The sequence below is a fragment of the Ammoniphilus soli genome (assembly GCF_040813775.1).
Window position 1 is genome coordinate 54,638 of the sequence record NZ_JBEGDL010000003.1, and the last position, 17,791, is coordinate 72,428.

Genomic DNA, 17,791 nt, shown 5'->3' on the forward strand with positions numbered 1-17,791 from the left:
AGTCAGCCTTCATTTTTAACTGTTTAAGAAAGTTTGCATTGCTGGCATTGTATATATGGGAGCTATTGAATATCGACTGTTGCCGTCACGAAAAACTTCGGAAGAAACTTTTGTCGAAAGCACGAGAGAATACTTGTCCGAAGCGGTGGTTTTGAAAGATTCACCGATAATAGGTAAAACCGTAGCGGAAGCTGGGCTCCGACGCTTGGAAGGACTGTATCTCATCGAGATTATCCGGAACGGGCACCGCATTGCTCCTGTACAAACCGATCGAACCCTCCGGGAAGGGGATCGGCTCATTTTTACAGGATTAGTATCGACTATAGTGGATTTGCAACAAATTAAGGGGCTAAAAATAGAGACGGGCATAGACCTTAAATTAGATGACCTGCACAATGGGAGTGCTTTTCTTGTGGAAGCTGTTGTTTCGCACCAGTCCTCTATTATTAATCAATCAGTGAAGGAAAGCAGCTTTCGGGGTAAATATGGAGCAGGTGTCATAGCTGTACACCGCAATCAAGGGCGAATCAATACAAAAGTAGGGGATATCCAATTCAAACCTGGGGATATCTTGCTATTGTGGTATTGTTAGCGACATTGGAGATACTGTCGATGTTTAAAGCGGCCGTACTAGCGGTTATAGTATTATTTATAACGAAAGCCATCTCATTTGAAGGGGCTAAAAAACATATTCATTTCAATGTTCTCATTATGATTGCAAGCGCCATTGGTATAGGAATAGCGTTAGATAAGACTGGTGCTGCCGCTTGGCTTGCCCAATCTTTTGTCCGTGTAACCCATGGCCTTGGTATCATCGGCATGCTTGCCTGTGTATATTTAGTCACGACCTTTTTTACTGAAATCGTTACTAACAATGCTGCAGCTGTTCTCATGTTTCCCATCTCGCAAGCCATAGCCCAGCAAGCTGGCGCAGATCGTTACCATAACCATCGCCGCCTCAGCAAGCTTCGCCACTCCTATCGGCTATCAAACCAATCTGATTGTTTACGGACCGGGAGGCTATCGCTTTTCCGATTATCTAAAAGTAGGGATTCCGCTAAACCTGCTTTACATGCTCATCACTGTATCGATTGTTTCCTGGCTTTGGCTATAGCGACAGAGTTGCTTACATCTGAGTAAGGTAATATAGAATTCCTAGGATACAAGGAATGAGATAATACAAGTAAATGACAGCCTTACTTTTCATAAAAACCTCTCCTTCGAATATTGTAATAGTTGATGCGTAAGTTTGATTCATATTATTATACATGGATTTAGATTTCTGTCAAACAGTTCTGTCAATTCGATTAAATCCGACCTTTAATAGACAAATTTCTACAAACATCTACCCCCTTGCGTTGTAACATCTATCCTATGAGAAACATTTGCTTTTATGACTTCCAGCAGAAAAAAATTAGTGAGTATTTTCCTAAATTGTAGTAAAGTCTATAGCAAAGGAGATGATCATAGTGTACAAATTAATTTTTGTCGAGAATACGATTACCTATGGCAATCAGGATAAGGTCAACATGACCATGAAGAAACGCCCAGAATGTACCGTTCTGCGCCACAACATCGATGATATCAAGCATGAGGTACTTAAGATCCAATTGGAAAATCCTGAAGCAAAGGTAGTATTTGTTGGAGTATAAGAACCCGCTTAGCGGGGACTCCTAGTCCTAATAAATCCATCATATTTTTTGTGTAAAGGGAAGGCGAATTGCTTTCCCTTTTTAAATATGTCTAAAATTAGCCACACTTTTGCCTTAAAGCTCTTTGCAGTCCAATCTCGGATAGTATATAGTTGAAATATAATTCCTGGGGAGGAATTAAAATTATTTTCCGAAAGGTATAGGGGGTAAAGGGATTGAAAATTCCACAATTGAAAATTGCCCACATGACTCCGGAGGTACCGATTATACAAGGAGGCATGGGGGTTGCTGTGTCTCTAAGCGGGCTTGCCTCAGCTGTAGCCAATGCTGGAGGGATCGGAATCATATCCGGTACCGGCATCCCGATTGAAAAGATGAGGTCACATATACGCAGAGCAAGAGAGTTGACTCAAGGCAAAGGATATATTGGGGTAAATGTATTATTTGCAATAAAGGACTTTGCTGAAACGGTGAAGGCCGCTATGGAAGAAAAGGTGGATTTCATTATATCTGGAGCCGGCTTCTCTAGAGATATGTACGCGTGGGGCAAGGAATACGGCGTCCCAGTCCTTTCAATCGTTTCTTCTGCGAAGTTTGCCAAATTAGCGGAAAAACTAGGGGCAGCCGCGATTGTCGTAGAAGGGCATGAAGCGGGAGGCCATCTAGGCACGGACCGGCCGTTATTTGATATCCTGCCTGAGGTAGTTGAAGCTGTTAAAGTACCTGTGATTGCAGCTGGCGGCATTTTAACGGGGGCTGACATAGCGAGAGCATTTGAATTAGGGGCTTCAGGGGTGCAAATGGGTACACGCTTTGTTGCAAGCGTTGAGTGTGACGCCCATCCTTCCTTTAAACAAAAGTACCTCGAATGCCAAGAGGGTGACACAGTCTTGGTAAAAACAACAGTTGGGCTGGAGGGGCGGGCCATCCGTAATAACTTTATTGAAAAAGTATTGGAAGGTTCCAAGCTTAGGATTGAAAAGTGCCGTCAGTGCCTTAAATCATGCTCCTATAACTTTTGCACGTTAGATTCTCTCATCCGGTCGGTAAATGGCGATGCAGAAGATGGTCTTGTCTTTGCCGGAGCAAGGGTTCATGAGATAAAAGAAATTCTTCCTGTCCAAACCATTATCGATAACCTGATCAATGAGCTTAAAAATTCGATGGTACCAAACACACCATAACACACAGATAGGAGGGTAGCCCCAGGGCTACCCTCCTATCTGTGCTGAAAGACTGTCGAAATTTAATCCCAGTTAGGTTATCATAAGTGTTAAAGAAAAATAGGATGGGTAGAGGAGAGTACGATGAGCGACGAAAAAAGAGTCTGGCAGATAAATGGCGAAAAGATAGAATTAAATGAACAGACAGCTGAAATGTTGAACGCAATGTCTGATCCTAAGCAAGTCAAATCCATAACAGATGAACTTATTCATTTTTCCGATGCCGCCAAAGGCGGATTTGCCAATTTGCAAAAACAAAGCTTTATGAAACGTTTAATGGGTGGAATGACAGGGAGAAATTCCCAGGAAATGGCGCATGCTATGGAAAATTATCATGAGGCAATTGAATTCCTTGGCTATCTTAGCACGTGCCTTTACTTGCAGAATGTTCAATGGAATGAGCAAATGAAAATCCTTCGGCCCATTCTTGACGCATGGGAAAACGGGCAGCATGATGAATGGAAAACGATGCTATCCCTTCAGGAAGACTACCAAAATCTGATTAGCTCTCAGCAAACCCAGCAGAAAAACGTAGATGAAATTCTTACCCGCACATCGATCCTTGCCAAAGAGTATAAAGTGATGGAAGACTGGCGCAGTGAGTCCACCATACATATTCAGCGGATCGCAGAAACCGCAGACCAAACCGAAAAAAAGTCGAAAAAGTCGATTTCAGAGCTAAGAATTCTTCAAGAAGAAATCGCACGTGAGATGCGTGCATTAAATGAAAAGATGAAAAATGAAATGCACGAGTTTCAAACCGAAGCCGATGCAGTTCTTACTCAAATGAAAAGTTTCATGGAAACACAACAACAACGGTCTGATTTACTTTACGAACAAATGAAATCATTGCAATCTTATGTAGAAATGCCTTGGTGGAGGCGTCTGTTTGCTCGTAAATTAAAGCAGCAGCTAGCCGTAACGAAGGAAAAACAGCAATAAAGAAAGCTTCATTGAAAGTAGTTTATACTTTCTTATTAAGTAAAAACAGCAAACCCCATTCGAAACAAGGGTTGAATGGGGTTTTTCCTTTACTTCCCCCCAGACATGTTCAGAAGAGGAGGCTGAGGGATTACAAAATCAGAGGCGAGGACAAATTCGGCTTCCTTTTGAATAATAGGGATATTTTCTTTCAGCAAAGCTGCTGTTTTTTTTCCTGGTGGACCCACGTGTCCTATGGCAATACACTCCGGGTGATGCTGGATATGCTTCAAGAGGATACGAAACTGTTTGCTTATATGGGATACCTGATAAATATCATCAAGGAAAATGTGATTTTCAATCACGGGTACGCCAATTTCTTTTGCTAGTTCAGGTATAACGCTTTTATGAGTAGTTTTACTGTCTAAATAGATAAGATTTCGCTCCTTGCAAACCTCTAAGACAATCCTCATGACCCTAGGTTCCGCTGTGACTTTGGACCCCATATGATTATTCATCCCTATCGCATGAGGGACATCATCAATAGCGGCATGGACCCGGTTCCTGATTTCCTCATCACTCAGGTCCGTTGTTATCGCTCCAGGTCCAAGCCAGCTTTTTTTCCCTCGATTCGGTTCCATGGGGAGGTGGACAAAAACATCATGGCCCTTCTCCTTGGCCCATTTAGCATCGCGTTTCGTCGTGGGCAGAAAGGGCATGATAGCCACGGTTATAGGAATATCAAGGTTAAGAATTTCTTCGGTTCCGAGCATGTCGTTGCCTAAGTCGTCAATGACGATTGCCACTTTCCTCGATGGAACCTCGCTTGCCCCATGGAGATTAGCGGGAGAAAGAACAGTAAGCAAAAGGCAAAAAGCAAGGGTTCGAGCAATGAATACCTTTTTCATCTTACATCTCCTTTCGGTTGTTGGTTCCTCTCATCTTCCCCCGAAAAAGAGACAATTATAAAAGTTTTTATCAAAGCACTTCTTGTGTAATCGTAATCCTTCCTTATCCCATAGAAAAAGCCTCCCTGTGAGGGGAGGCATTATTAATGCAACTTTTTAGGTGAGATTTTTATCTTTCCCTTTAGTACATCTTGATAAGGGAAGGTCCACTTCGTGCGATTATTTTTTTCGTTTATGATGACTTCATTATGGCTCCATTTCTCAATCTTGCCTTGAAAAGTAATGCCCTTCTCCCAAATGGTAACGGTTACATCCTTGCCGGAAGCGTAGTACATTTTTTACCTCCCACTCTTGAGGATATTATAATTCCATGTCTCCATTATACTATAGAAACATCAACTTTGGAAACGTTTTCTTTTAGGCGAAAAAATCATTTTATTATCTACATTAACAAATTTATGATTGATCATTTTCTTTGTCTACTATATAATACAAAACATTAAGAAAATGATTTTAGTTGAGTGAGCTGAGTTTAGAGGAGGAGAGTTTATGAAGAAATTTTTATCATTAACGGCTATGGGAGCTATGGTATTCCTTAGCGCTTGCGGTACCCAATCTGCCCCATCTGCTAGCCCCACGGAGGCTACACCAGCGGAAAAAACAGTGAAGATTGGTATTACACAGATCGTAGAACACCCATCGCTCGATGAAACCCGCGAAGGATTCTTGGCTGCATTAAAGGATGCTGGATATGAGGAAGGGAAGAACTTAAAAGTCGATGTTCAAATTGCGCAGGGGGATATGAATAACAACATTACCATTGCGCAGAAGTTCGTAAGTGACCAGACCGACTTGATTTTAGCGATTTCCACGCCAAGTGCCCAAGCGGTAGCAAAGGCTACTCAAGATATTCCGGTAGTATTCGCGGCCATTACCGATCCTCTTGGCGCGAAGCTTGTCTCTCAAGTGGATAAGCCTGGAGCCAATGTAACAGGAATGTCCGATACACATCCTGAGGGAGTCAAAAACACCATTAAGGCGATTAAAGAATTCTTCCCTGAAGCAAAGAAAGTGGGAATCATCTATAACAACGGTGAACAAAACGCTGTGTATAACGTAGAGCAGGCGAAGAAAGCAATAGCCGAATTAGGATTAGAAGCTGTGGAAGCAACGGCAACGAAGAGTTCCGAAGTTCAACAAGCGGCTGAATCCTTAGTTGGGCGAGTAGATGCTTTAGCTTACTTCAAAGATAACACGGTCGCCTCCGCCTTAGAATCCGTTATTCAAGTAGCCAACCAAAACAAACTTCCGTTCTTTGCTGGAGATGGAGACTCTGTGGAACGTGGAGTATTTGCAGGATCTGGCGTAGAAGAATTCGAAAATGGCTACCAAGCTGGTCAAAAGGCTGTTGAAATCCTAAAAGGGAAGAACCCTGGGGATATCCCGGTTGGGTTTCCTGAAAAAACGCAGCTTTACATTAACCTCAAGGCAGCCAAGGATGCCGGAATTCAAGTAACGGATGAAATGAAGAAAGATGCAGTGATTATCGAATAGCCAAAATAAAAAAGAATCCGATCGCAACGGGCGATGGGATTCTTTTTTATTTTGGAAAAAGGCAGTCAAAACTCCTTTGAGCTATCGTCCTTTTTCCGCATAAAAAGTTTCCTTTAATAGTGGTCTGGCTGCCCTGGGTTTCCTCAATGATGCTTTTTCTAATTTTCCTCTAATAATCCAAAGAGCTGATGAAAAAGGATAGCATAAGCCGTAACAAGCAACCCCGCCCCCACGCTGACCCAGGTAAACATTAAAAAGCCTCCTTTACTAGTATGAATTACACGAAAATTTTTTTATTTATATTTTAACATACTCCATAAAGCTAAGGTAGATACAGTGAAAATTAAAAAAAAGAAAAGCAACCCTATTATTTAGGAATGCCTTTGTATCACTTTATACGGTCGAATTAAAACCATTAATTTATCGTTCTTGATCTCCACATGATCAATCGTCTTATTTTTAAGCTTTTGCAGATAATCAAGTGGCTTGAGGCTTAAATAAATGCACCCTTCCTCAAAAACTACATAAGGTGGATGGTTAAATATCTTTTGATTAAGCCAAGGAACGTTAACGGGGCTCATTTCCTTTACAATAAATCTTATTTTTCCCTCACGGACTTCAGCGGGTTTCATCGACACAGAGAAGGGGATCTTGATCATCAACTTGCGGGCTTCTCCTTTGACAACGATGGAGGAACCAGAGATGACAACATCTAGCTTTTGAATCTCTTGAATCTTGAATTGGTTCAGAAGCGCGAGGAGTACGTCTGCTGTGAGCGAAACAGCTTCAAAGGTTTCAGAGCCGTTTGCTGCTGTCTGAAGCTCAAGATGGGCAACTTCTCGTTTTACTCGTTCAAAGAAATCGTTCATGGCAAAGTCCCCCTTGATGCAAGCTATACCCTAAACATATCGGTTTTATCTAAATTTATGACTAATATCTAGCCAGCCAAATCGCAGGGGACGTCAAAAGCAAACCGTGTTGCAATATTGTGTGTTTCGGCTTTTAATTCATTTAGGTTAAAGGAATGGGAAGAAGAAAAAGAAAGGAAAGAGGAAGAAGAAAGGAAGAATACGGAGACGTCCACGCGAAGAGCCTGCTTGAACTTGTCTCAGGACTACGTAATCACCTTGGATACCATGTACTGCCATCCGATATTCTTTCCCATTCGAGTCTCTTAAGGTAAACACTTTACCTTTTAGTTGATTTATGATTCTGATCAGTTTTCTTCGCTTGTTCTTAGGTAACTTTTCCATAACTAACCTCCTATGAAATTAATACTATTTATTCTATTAATCCGTCCACCATTTCTCTTGGACCGATATCTATGGAATATAAAAAAGGCACCCGCAAACTGTACAGGAGTGAAAACTTTATTGTACAATCTTGCTAATCATTATTTCATCCAAGAAGGAAAGTTGAGAATAACATGTATACAATAAAAAAAGTCTCTATCTTGACGGGAATTTCGGCGGTTACCATCCGAGCATGGGAAAGAAGATACGGCTTAGGCCCATCCGAAAGAACGGAGGGAGGCCACCGCCTTTATTCAGAGAAAGATGTACAGGATTTAAAGTGGCTAAGGAAACAAACAGAGGAAGAAGGGGTGAACATCAGTCAAGCTGTTCAACTCTTATTGAAGAAAAAGCAACAAGAGGAGAAGACAGAGACCCTTTCGATAAAAGAAATGAAGGAGTCGAATGCTTCTCTCGTTCAGCAGTTGTTTCAGTCTCTGAAGGCTCTCGAATCGGAACATGCCAGCCAAGCATGGGACTTATGCTTGGCTGTATGGTCTTTTGAAACTGTTTTTCAGCAAATCGTGCCTCAGATACTGAACCGAATAGGGGATGAATATAGGGATGGAGAGGCCTCTATTTTTCAGGTGCAATTCGCTAGCCATTGGCTTATGCATCGAATCACTCCGGTTCTCCGTGTTTTCCCATTAGATAGGAGCCTTCCGCGCGCTATTGCTTTGTGCCCCCCGGGTGAACACCATCAAATAGGGTTATTGTTGTTTACGCTCTTTTTGCGAGGAAAGGGGATGGACGTTGCCTACCTAGGAGCAGATATCCCTTTGGATGGGATAGATGATTTTATCACCCAATTCAATATTGGGGTGGTTTGTATTTCCATTACCAGTCAAAAGCTTCAAAGCTCAGTAGAGGAAAAGATTCTTTCGCTTCTAACCAATTATCCGGCACTCAAGATTGTCGCAGGAGGGCCAGGGATGAAGGGAGCAACAGAAAACCTGAGCAAATGGAGGATTGGAAATTCTGCTGAAGACTGGAATGAGTGGTTCTCGATAGAGTGGACTAAATAAATAGAGAAAAAAGGAAAAGACCGTTGAATCTTTCCCTTTTCTTAGCCTAGCTTTTACTCCTTCTCTAACAATGAAGCCCCGGCAATCCCTGGGTAGGTCATTTCATAAGGATCAAGAATAATGTTTAGCTCTTCTTCTGTTAACACATTGTACAGTAGGCAAAGCTCCCGGACGGATTTTCCGGTTTGGATTGCCTCTCGGGCGATTCGTGCTGCAGTTTCATATCCCAAGTGGGGGTTAAGAGCAGTAATAATGCCCACGCTGCGTTCTACATACTCTTTGCAGCGCTCCACATTGGCTTCAATGCCTTCTAAGCAATGACGGGTAAAAACATCAAAAGCCTGATTCATGATACTTAAAGATTGAATCAGATTGAAAAAGAGCACAGGCTCCATAACGTTTAATTCAAGCTGTCCGGCTTCGGCAGCCAGACAAATGGTATGATCATTTCCCATTACCTGAAAGGCAACTTGATTGATTACTTCGCACATGACCGGATTGACTTTCCCCGGCATGATAGAAGAACCCGGCTGTCTTGAAGGAAGGTTGATCTCGCCTAATCCGGTGCGAGGACCGGAAGCCATCAAGCGCAAATCATTGGAAATTTTAGACATATTAATCATGCAGACCTTCAATGAAGCCGATACTTCTGCATAAACATCCGTATTCTGTGTAGCATCCACTAGATGCGCTGCATGCACGAGCGGGTGTCCGCTGCTTTTCGCTAGCAGTTCAACTACACGCTGGATATATCGAGGATCTGCATTTAGCCCGGTTCCTACGGCAGTAGCCCCCATGTTTACCTCATACAAGTGCTCGCGGGTTTTTCTTATGCGCTTGATATCTCGAGCTACAGCCCGGGCATATGCCTCAAATTCTTGCCCTAAGCGGATGGGAACGGCGTCCTGCAGGTGGGTGCGCCCCATTTTGATTACCGGGTCAAACTCCCGGGCCTTTTGATTAAAGGTATGTAGCATCGTCTCCATGGTAGACAGCAATTGATCCACCAAGGAAAGTACAGCAATCCGGACAGCAGTAGGAAAGGCATCGTTCGTGGATTGGGACATGTTGACATGCGTATTGGGGCTTAGGCTAAAATAATCCCCTTTAACTCCTCCCAGCAATTCAATTGCCCGATTGGCAATCACTTCATTTGCATTCATATTTATGGAAGTTCCTGCTCCCCCCTGGATGGGGTCAACAATAAACTGATCATGCCATTGGCCTTGGATGATTTCATCAGCCGCCTGTACGATGGCTTGTCCAAGCCGGGGCTGCAACCGAGAAACCTCCATGTTAGCCTGAGCAGCTGCCTTTTTCACCATGCCGAGTGCCCGAATGAGCTCCTCATGAATCCGATATCCTGTAATCGGAAAGTTATCGACTGCTCTCAAGGTTTGAATCCCATAATAAGCCTCTGCAGGCACCTCTTTTTCACCCAGAAAATCCTTCTCCAACCGAATTGTTCCAACTGTCATGGTTAGCACTCCTTAAAAAAATAGATGATATGCATCAGTCATACAACATGACCTAGTAAGAATTAGTATGGAAAAGCTATTGAAATTTAGGCATACTTTCTCCATCAATTCCGTCCTTGTCATGTGGACATTATAACATGAATATGATAAATTTAAAACACAAACCATTGTTTTTAAAGGAATGTATACGCACTACATATTGTCTTTCACACACGGACATTTATCTTTTAAAATTAAGACAAAAACCTGGAAATAGCTAAATGCTCATGATCTCTAATGGAGGGGAAAGCCATGACAAGCAAAGGACTGGACCGATTTTTGGAAGAGAACCTGGGGGACTTGAAAAAAAGGGGGCTTTACAACGAAATCGATCCTTTACAAAGCGCCAACGGTCCCGTGATTACTATACGCGGCAAACAGCTCATCAATCTTTCTTCAAACAACTACTTAGGTTTAGCGACAGATACCCGACTCATCGAGGCTGCCACACAAGCTACCCGTCAATTCGGTGTTGGAGCGGGAGCGGTACGAACGATTAACGGAACGATGGAGCTTCACGTGAGGCTGGAAGAGAAGCTTGCCGAGTTTAAACATACGGAAGCAGCCATTGCTTATCAGTCAGGCTTTAATTGCAATATGGCCGCCATTTCTGCAGTTATGGATAATCAGGATGCGATCTTATCCGATGAGCTGAACCATGCATCCATCATTGATGGATGCCGGCTATCCAGGGCCCAGATTATTCACTTTAATCATTCGGATATGGATGACTTGCGAAAGAAAGCCCATGAAGCAAAAGCATCAGGAAAATACAATAAGCTCATGGTTATTACAGATGGTGTTTTCTCCATGGATGGAGATATTGCAAAACTGCCAGATATTGTGGGCATTGCGGAAGAGTTGGATTTGATTACGTATGTCGATGATGCGCACGGCTCCGGGGTATTAGGAAAGGGCGCAGGTACGGTCAAACACTTCGGATTGTCTGACAGGGTTGACTTCCAAATCGGCACTCTTTCGAAGGCAATCGGTGTAGTTGGCGGTTACGTTGCAGGAAAGAAAGAGTTGATTGATTGGCTCAAGGTCAGAAGTCGTCCGTTTCTTTTCTCGACATCCCTGACACCTGGTGACGTTGCCGCAAGTTTACAAGCCATAGAGATTCTAATGAATAGTACAGAGCTCCATGACCGACTATGGGAAAATGGGAACTATCTGAAAAAAAGTTTGAAACAAATGGGCTTCAATATCGGAGACAGCGAGACGCCGATTACTCCTTGCATCATTGGAGATGAGGTAAAGACACAGGAATTTAGCAGGAAATTATATGAAGATGGCGTGTATGCCAAAGCGATTGTTTTTCCGACTGTGCAAAGAGGAACAGGCAGGGTAAGAAATATGCCGACGGCAGCGCACTCAAGAGAAATGCTGGATCAAGCGTTGGCCACTTACGAGAAAGTCGGAAAAAATATGGGGATTATCTAAACACCTTCAAACGCTGGGAATAGGAGAGGAGTGTACCGCATGAAAAAGATTCTGGTTACCGGCGCTTTGGGACAAATTGGCTCTGAACTCGTGAATAAATTAAGAGAAGCTTATGGTGCAAATCATGTCATCGCAACAGATTTACGAAAAGGGGACAGTATTACGGTTCAAGGCGGGCCTTTTGAACTGCTTGATGTGACGAATGCGCAAGCGATGTATGATATAGCGAAGAAATTCCAAGTAGATACAGTGATCCATTTAGCCGCGCTTCTTTCTGCCACGGCAGAAGCTAAACCTTTGCTCGCTTGGAACTTGAATATGGGCGGCCTAATTAACGCTCTTGAGGTAGCCAGGGAACTGAACTGCCAGTTGTTTACCCCCAGTTCCATCGGTGCCTTCGGACCCAATACCCCCAAGAACCAGACTCCGCAAGATACCATCCAAAGACCGACTACAATGTATGGCGTAAATAAAGTGGCAGGCGAACTGCTTTGTGATTATTACTATCGGAAGTTTGGGGTAGATACCCGAGGACTTCGTTTTCCTGGACTGATTTCTTACATTACTCCTCCAGGTGGAGGAACGACAGACTATGCGGTTGAAATGTATTACGGAGCTGTGCGCGGCAAGGAATACACCTCGTTTATCGAGAAAGGAACATATTTGGATATGATGTATATGCCGGATGCCCTGCAGGCGATTATTCAACTAATGGAAGCAGATGGATCAGGTTTAAAGCACCGCAATGCTTACAATGTTACAGCTATGAGCGTAGAGCCTGAGATGATAGCCGCGTCGATTCAAAAAAACATTCCCGAGTTTCAATTGCATTATCAAGTGGATCCCATTAGACAATCGATTGCGGAGAGCTGGCCGAACTCCATCGATGCCACAGCCGCCATGGAGGATTGGGGGTTCAAGCCTTGCTATAACCTAGAAGAAATGACAGCGGAGATGCTGGGAAAGTTACGTGAAAAATACCGATTGGTCGGCTAACGTAAATAGGAGGCCAGCTCATCGCTAGCAGCCTCCTTTGGTTCGCTAGTTTAATGAAACGGGGAGCGAATGACTTCTCCAGGATTCACGTTTTTGGTCACGATACATCCCGGTCCGATCACTGCTCCTTTCCCAATATGTATACCTTCCAAAATAACAGCATTCGGTCCAATCACGACATCATCCTCAATCGTTACAGGATTGGCATGCGGGGACGAGATAACCCCTTTAATTACAGTACCAGCTCCAATGTGACAACCGCTGCCGATCGCAGCCCTGCCGCCGATGACCGCATTCATATCAATTAAGGTTTTAGCGCCGATTCGCGCCCCAATGTTTATGCAAGCCCCCATCATAATAACCGCATCTTTTTCAATCGTTACCCCTTCGCGGATAATGGCTCCCGGTTCTATCCGTGCATCAAGATGTTTAATATCCAGGAGATCAATGGCTGAGTTTCTCCGATCAGCTTCTACCACATACTGTTCAATGAACGCAGCATGGCTGGTTAAAATGGGCTCCAAATGCTCCCAGTCACCAAACACAATTCCGCCTTCTCCCATTCGGATAACTTTTGCCCCGTTGCCAAAATCCACTTGGTTCAGGTTTCCTTGTATATAGATTTTTACTGACGTTTTCTTCTGACTGTTCTGTATTCGCTGCAAGATCTCTGTCGTATCCATCGGATCCTCCTTAGAAGAAAAGCTTCTATTGAAACCCTTTCGAAGATGTAGTATCCATCATTAGAAGAAGGGCCAGCCGCTTGGGCCAGCCCTAATACTTTGCTATTTACGCATTCTGCATAGACCATTCTTCCACATTCCAAACCGTTGTAACCCAATCTTCGTAAAAGTCAGGTTCGTGACATACTAGGATAACCGTTCCTTTATACTCTTTTAATGCTCGCTGCAATTCTTCTTTAGCCACAACATCCAAGTGATTTGTAGGTTCATCAAGCAAGAGCCAATTGCTTTCTCTCATCATCAGTTTGCACAAGCGCACTTTGGCTTGCTCTCCGCCGCTCAACATATTTAACGGACGGGTGATATGTTCATTTTTCAATCCACACCGGGCCAGTGCCCCTCGCACCTCATGCTGGTTCAAATGGGAAAATTCATTCCATACGTCATCCAGAGGGGTGAGGTTACCGGCTTTCACTTCTTGCTCAAAATAAGCAGGGAAGAGGAAGTCTCCTAAATAGGACTGCCCTTTCCATGGGTTAATCTTACCTAGGATGGTCTTCAATAGCGTAGATTTCCCCACGCCGTTACATCCAATGATCGCAATTTTTTCTCCACGCTCAACCGTCACATTCATTTTCGGCAATAAAGCCGAGGTATAGCCGATTTCCAGATCCTTTCCTTCAAAGACCGTTTTTCCGCTGGCTCGAGATTCCTTGAAGCCAAATGTCGGTTTCATGGCCGTTTCCGGACGGTCGATCCTCTCAATTCGCTCCAATTGCTTCTGGCGGCTTTTGGCCCGGCCGGAGGTTGAGTATCTTGCTTTATTGCGCTGGATAAAGTCCTCTTGCTTTTTAATAAATTCTTGTTGCTTCTCATACGCATCAATATGCTGCTGCTTATTGATATCAGCCATCTCAAGGAATTTCTCATAGTTCGCTTTATATCTCGTGAGCTTCGAAAACTCGAGATGATAAATGACATCCACTACTTTATTCATGAAATCTGTATCATGGGAAATGAGCATAAAAGCAAAAGGGTAGTCCTTCAGGTAATTGGTCAACCACTGAATGTGCTCTACATCCAGATAGTTGGTCGGCTCATCAAGCAGAAGAACAGTTGGCTTTTCTAATAGCAGCTTAGCCAGCAGTACCTTGGTACGTTGACCGCCGCTTAAAGAAGCTACGTCCCGGTCCAATCCGATGGCGTCTAAACCTAGACCATTTGCCATTTCCTCCACTTTTACATCAGATAAATAAAATCCGCTAGCGTCCAATCGCTCCTGGATTTCTCCCATCTGCTCAAGGAGTGCTTCGAGCTCATCGGGAGTAGCATCTGCCATTTTTTCGGAGATGAGTATTAATTCCTTTTCCTCTTCGTAAAGGGGTAAAAAAGCATCTCTTAGGACATCACGAATCGTTTTTCCCGGGGTTAGTTTCGTGTGCTGATCCAAATAGCCATAGTGGACCTTAGGCGTCCATTCCACTTTTCCGTCATCGCGGACAATTTGGCCAGTAATGATATTCATCAGAGTGGATTTTCCCACTCCATTAGCGCCCACTAATCCAACATGCTCTCCAGCCAGCAGGCGAAAAGACACGTTCTTAAATAAGGTTCTATCGCCAAAGCTATGGCTAAGCTCTTCAACAGTTAATAAGCTCATGTATTTCTAGTTCCTCCTGTGCGAACTGATCTGTATACTCGTTTCATCTTAACTGATTTTGCGCAAATAATAAATCCCCTTTATCATCCATAGACCAGAGTCGGGGGTATGGAACAAAGAGCAAGGGGTACCTTAAAAGAAAAAGGCGGTGCCACTTGAGGACAAAACTTTTTATTCTCCTGTTATCCTTGTTATTGCTGAACAGCTTTCAGCCCGCAAGGGCAGAATATATGGCTGATGTCGAAGTCTTTGATATCGAACAGGAACAGGTTGTCAAACGATTTGCCAACACTTCGGAAATCCAGGATGAAATGAAAAAATATCTGGAAACGATAGACCGCGCTGTTCCCCCGTTGGAAACCGTACCGAAAAAAGGAAAAATGGTTAGAGTTCCCTTGCAGCCAGCACTGAAAGTAGAAAATCAATGGATTCGATCATTGGTTTACGAAGCGTTTTTCATCGTTCTTCCTGACCATGAACCTTTTGTCATACTGTACGATGAAAATCGGAAGCCTTATTTGCTTCAATCTAAACATTTACCCAAAACCCTGATGAACTCGATAGTGGAATAGGAATTCATAAAAAAAGAATCAGATATGGACATCTGATTCTTTTTTTACTGTTTTAAGAAAGTTTAAGTTCATTAAAGCAATAAAGTGAACAAACTTTCTTAAACGCATAAAAAGCCTAATGTTCCGGACAAGTATGGGTTCCCTCTACTAAGGGTTCTTTACACTGAGGGCAGACCAAGCCTTCTTCAATCAGCTTTTCCAGCTGTTCACGGTTATGAAGCATCCTTTGCTTCACTTCATCGGTTTGAAGTCTGGCTTCCGTTAGTTTATCAAAACAAGGAAAGCAGATATAATGAACATTTTTGCTTTTATCAAAGGAAATGTCCCAGCTCTCTAATTCAAAAGACTGGTAAGGTTCACCATGGGGAGAACCGCATCTTTCACACTGATGTGCCATAAGTCGCTCCTTTTATTTCAGCTTTTTACCATTCAGTATAGCATTCTGGGCAGGCTTTGCATACCTGCCTCAACAGAAAAAAGCCCCATTAAAAGGGGCTTTGACTTGGCTTTTGGCTAAGCCTTAATTAATCCGATTTCAACGAGGCGCTTGTAGAGGAATGCCCCTGCTGTAATTGGAGGATACTTTTCAGGGTTAGTGTCCGAAACGCAAGAGGGGATAGTTTCTAATAAGCAGTTACTGTACGGATGAACAAAATACGGCATGGAATAACGTGATGTATTTTCACCTTTTGGGCACAAGAGATTAATCGTGATAACAATCACATAAAGAACTTTCCGTTCACTGTATAATCGTAAACAGGTCGAGGACGACAACTAAAATACGCAAGGAGTGTTCGGGATGAATCAGTCATTTTGCGGCGGTATGATGGGAAGAACAGAGAAGGTAAGCCTATGCACAGCTTTGCAAAAGCTCTATGATGAACATACACCTTTGAGAAAGCAAATGGAAGAATTCTATGTGGTTGCTCAGGAATTAAAACAAATAGATGAAAAAGAGAGTGGATCTGATAAATGGAAAGACTTAGTTAGTCGGGTAACCACCTTTGAAAGTGAGCTTTCACCCCATTCCGAAAGAGAGGAAGGAATCCTATTTCCGATGATGGCCCGTTATATCGGGCGTGAAACCGGACCGATAGCCGTAATGGAATATGAGCACGATCAAGCGAAAGGGTACCTCAGGGCCTTTTTGAATGAAGCCCCACACCAAGCTGATGCCGATACTCAAAGAAAAATAAAGTTGGCTGATTTTGCAATCCAAGCTTTTTTAATTCTAAGAGATCACTTCCATAAAGAAGAAAATATTCTGTTCCCTATGGCAGAGCAATTTTTGACGAATGAGGAAAAGGAAGAGCTGGGACGATTATTTAATAAGCAATAAGAAAAGCTTCTATATGAAGCTCTCCCGGAGAGAGCTTTTCATGCCTCCAGGAAAGTTTTGTCCGCTTTATCGCTTTAGCGAATTAACTTTCCTTCATAAAAAATAGCGGATCATTTCCGCTATTTTTTATGGCGATGAAATAAAACCGGCCGCTATTACCAGTGAATGGAATACCTGACCATCCCCACATGATCCTTGAATATGATTTCAATAGATCTCTCATAGGAAGGTTCATCCCAGTATGCCGGTGCAATCAGATCATGTTTTCGCTCGAATTTCTCAATTGCCCCTGCAAGTGTTTCGGCAAGGATAACATGATCTTTTTCTTCAAAATCTGGATTTTCGCTCTCAAGCAAATGAAATGTATATCTTGTCAATACAGCCTACCCCTATTCATTTATTTTGAATAAACTATCATTCACAATAATGGAAGTTGTCAACAACGCAGAGTGTAAAAATTATTATATAACAATTCTTTAGAAATGAAGTAGGGAAACTATAAATTTTTATTGACATAATAAACCAATTAGATGTAAATTACACATAGGTGTATTGATAAGGAGGCTAATAATATGTATCAACCACAAGATATGGTGCAATCCTGGGTTAATGGCTGGGTTTACGGTGTCAAGAAAAGCTTTGAAGTTCAAGAACAATTTTCCAAACAAGCTGAACAAGTCCTTTCCATTCAGCAGGAGTGGGTAAAGCAAGGAATGGAACAGCAGCAAGTTCTTCTTCAACAATGGAAAAAGCAATGGGCTGATAATCTAGACTGTGGGAATTCTTGGGGATTGCCGAACACAGAATGGATTAAAAAAGGCTGGGAAGAGCAGGAAAAAGCATTAAACCAGTCGTGGAACCAATTTCAGACCATAATTAAACAGGCTGCAGAGCAACAGACCAAAGGGAAAGAAAAGGTAGTCTCCATGGTTGAAGAAACTGGGGAGAAAATAAAACAGTGGGCTCAATTTGGGTCTCCTCAAGCTTAGATTTCGTAGAAGCACTC

At 42.9% G+C, this 17,791-nt stretch carries 21 protein-coding genes; 12 read left to right on the forward strand and 9 right to left on the reverse strand.

Going from position 1 to position 17,791, the window contains the following annotated elements; all coding sequences use genetic code 11:
* Positions 1 to 55 precede the first annotated feature (55 nt).
* From ABLT31_RS07655 to ABLT31_RS07675, 5 genes are all read left to right on the forward strand, one after another.
* Positions 56 to 592, forward strand: a complete 537-nt coding sequence (locus ABLT31_RS07655; protein ID WP_367750366.1) for a TrkA C-terminal domain-containing protein — start codon at positions 56 to 58, stop codon at positions 590 to 592.
* Positions 593 to 612: 20 nt separating this feature from the next.
* Positions 613 to 1,140 (forward strand): SLC13 family permease, encoded by a 528-nt coding sequence (locus tag ABLT31_RS07660; RefSeq protein ID WP_367750367.1) that lies wholly within the window; start codon positions 613 to 615, stop codon positions 1,138 to 1,140.
* A gap of 329 nt (positions 1,141 to 1,469) precedes the next feature.
* Entirely contained in the window at positions 1,470 to 1,652 is a 183-nt protein-coding gene (locus tag ABLT31_RS07665) for a hypothetical protein (protein ID WP_367750369.1), read from the forward strand.
* Between the two features lie 245 nt (positions 1,653 to 1,897).
* The gene (locus tag ABLT31_RS07670) at positions 1,898 to 2,836 is read left to right on the forward strand and encodes an NAD(P)H-dependent flavin oxidoreductase (RefSeq protein WP_367751343.1); all 939 of its coding nucleotides are present in this window, start codon (positions 1,898 to 1,900) and stop codon (positions 2,834 to 2,836) included.
* Between the two features lie 123 nt (positions 2,837 to 2,959).
* On the forward strand, positions 2,960 to 3,817 hold the full coding sequence (locus ABLT31_RS07675; RefSeq protein WP_367750370.1) for a hypothetical protein: 858 nt from the start codon (positions 2,960 to 2,962) through the stop codon (positions 3,815 to 3,817).
* An 89-nt stretch (positions 3,818 to 3,906) separates the two neighbouring features.
* Here ABLT31_RS07675 and ABLT31_RS07680 read toward each other — a convergent pair whose 3' ends face one another.
* Both ABLT31_RS07680 and ABLT31_RS07685 read right to left on the reverse strand, forming a co-directional pair.
* Complete coding sequence (locus ABLT31_RS07680) at positions 3,907 to 4,704, reverse strand: divergent polysaccharide deacetylase family protein (protein ID WP_367750372.1); 798 nt, start codon at positions 4,702 to 4,704, stop codon at positions 3,907 to 3,909.
* A gap of 143 nt (positions 4,705 to 4,847) precedes the next feature.
* Complete coding sequence (locus ABLT31_RS07685; protein ID WP_367750374.1) at positions 4,848 to 5,039, reverse strand: hypothetical protein; 192 nt, start codon at positions 5,037 to 5,039, stop codon at positions 4,848 to 4,850.
* 214 nt (positions 5,040 to 5,253) lie between these two features.
* Between ABLT31_RS07685 and ABLT31_RS07690 the strand changes: the two genes are divergently transcribed.
* Positions 5,254 to 6,258, forward strand: coding sequence for an ABC transporter substrate-binding protein (locus tag ABLT31_RS07690; RefSeq protein WP_367750376.1), 1,005 nt, complete (start codon positions 5,254 to 5,256; stop codon positions 6,256 to 6,258).
* 371 nt (positions 6,259 to 6,629) lie between these two features.
* Here the strand turns inward: ABLT31_RS07690 and ABLT31_RS07695 are convergent, their stop codons facing one another.
* Together ABLT31_RS07695 and ABLT31_RS07700 are read right to left on the reverse strand one after the other, a co-directional pair.
* Entirely contained in the window at positions 6,630 to 7,127 is a 498-nt protein-coding gene (locus ABLT31_RS07695) for a hypothetical protein (protein ID WP_367750379.1), read from the reverse strand.
* Between the two features lie 147 nt (positions 7,128 to 7,274).
* Positions 7,275 to 7,511 (reverse strand): hypothetical protein, encoded by a 237-nt coding sequence (locus tag ABLT31_RS07700; protein WP_367750381.1) that lies wholly within the window; start codon positions 7,509 to 7,511, stop codon positions 7,275 to 7,277.
* Between the two features lie 173 nt (positions 7,512 to 7,684).
* Here ABLT31_RS07700 and ABLT31_RS07705 point away from each other — a divergent pair, with 173 nt between their 5' ends.
* Entirely contained in the window at positions 7,685 to 8,575 is an 891-nt protein-coding gene (locus ABLT31_RS07705) for a MerR family transcriptional regulator (protein ID WP_367750383.1), read from the forward strand.
* Between the two features lie 53 nt (positions 8,576 to 8,628).
* On the opposite strand, the gene aspA is transcribed toward ABLT31_RS07705, so the two are convergent.
* Complete coding sequence (gene aspA, locus ABLT31_RS07710; RefSeq protein ID WP_367750385.1) at positions 8,629 to 10,053, reverse strand: aspartate ammonia-lyase; 1,425 nt, start codon at positions 10,051 to 10,053, stop codon at positions 8,629 to 8,631.
* Positions 10,054 to 10,344: 291 nt separating this feature from the next.
* On the opposite strand from aspA, the gene ABLT31_RS07715 reads away from it, so the two are divergent.
* On the forward strand, positions 10,345 to 11,535 hold the full coding sequence (locus tag ABLT31_RS07715; protein WP_367750387.1) for a glycine C-acetyltransferase: 1,191 nt from the start codon (positions 10,345 to 10,347) through the stop codon (positions 11,533 to 11,535).
* Between the two features lie 39 nt (positions 11,536 to 11,574).
* On the forward strand, positions 11,575 to 12,531 hold the full coding sequence (locus tag ABLT31_RS07720) for an L-threonine 3-dehydrogenase (protein WP_367750389.1): 957 nt from the start codon (positions 11,575 to 11,577) through the stop codon (positions 12,529 to 12,531).
* Positions 12,532 to 12,581: 50 nt separating this feature from the next.
* Here the strand turns inward: ABLT31_RS07720 and dapD are convergent, their stop codons facing one another.
* On the reverse strand, positions 12,582 to 13,214 hold the full coding sequence (dapD, locus tag ABLT31_RS07725) for a 2,3,4,5-tetrahydropyridine-2,6-dicarboxylate N-acetyltransferase (protein WP_367750390.1): 633 nt from the start codon (positions 13,212 to 13,214) through the stop codon (positions 12,582 to 12,584).
* A 106-nt stretch (positions 13,215 to 13,320) separates the two neighbouring features.
* Complete coding sequence (gene abc-f / locus ABLT31_RS07730) at positions 13,321 to 14,874, reverse strand: ribosomal protection-like ABC-F family protein (RefSeq protein WP_367750392.1); 1,554 nt, start codon at positions 14,872 to 14,874, stop codon at positions 13,321 to 13,323.
* Between the two features lie 155 nt (positions 14,875 to 15,029).
* Between abc-f and ABLT31_RS07735 the strand changes: the two genes are divergently transcribed.
* Positions 15,030 to 15,446 carry a hypothetical protein gene (locus tag ABLT31_RS07735; protein ID WP_367750394.1) on the forward strand — a complete coding sequence of 139 codons (417 nt, stop codon included), beginning with the start codon at positions 15,030 to 15,032 and terminating at the stop codon, positions 15,444 to 15,446.
* A gap of 115 nt (positions 15,447 to 15,561) precedes the next feature.
* Here ABLT31_RS07735 and ABLT31_RS07740 read toward each other — a convergent pair whose 3' ends face one another.
* Positions 15,562 to 15,843, reverse strand: a complete 282-nt coding sequence (locus ABLT31_RS07740) for a hypothetical protein (protein WP_367750396.1) — start codon at positions 15,841 to 15,843, stop codon at positions 15,562 to 15,564.
* 402 nt (positions 15,844 to 16,245) lie between these two features.
* Between ABLT31_RS07740 and ABLT31_RS07745 the strand changes: the two genes are divergently transcribed.
* On the forward strand, positions 16,246 to 16,785 hold the full coding sequence (locus ABLT31_RS07745; RefSeq protein ID WP_367750397.1) for a hemerythrin domain-containing protein: 540 nt from the start codon (positions 16,246 to 16,248) through the stop codon (positions 16,783 to 16,785).
* A gap of 155 nt (positions 16,786 to 16,940) precedes the next feature.
* Here the strand turns inward: ABLT31_RS07745 and ABLT31_RS07750 are convergent, their stop codons facing one another.
* A complete protein-coding gene (locus ABLT31_RS07750; RefSeq protein ID WP_367750399.1) occupies positions 16,941 to 17,162 on the reverse strand; it encodes a hypothetical protein in 222 nt (73 codons plus the stop codon).
* A gap of 195 nt (positions 17,163 to 17,357) precedes the next feature.
* On the opposite strand from ABLT31_RS07750, the gene ABLT31_RS07755 reads away from it, so the two are divergent.
* The gene (locus ABLT31_RS07755; RefSeq protein WP_367750401.1) at positions 17,358 to 17,774 is read left to right on the forward strand and encodes a hypothetical protein; all 417 of its coding nucleotides are present in this window, start codon (positions 17,358 to 17,360) and stop codon (positions 17,772 to 17,774) included.
* Positions 17,775 to 17,791: the final 17 nt, after the last annotated feature.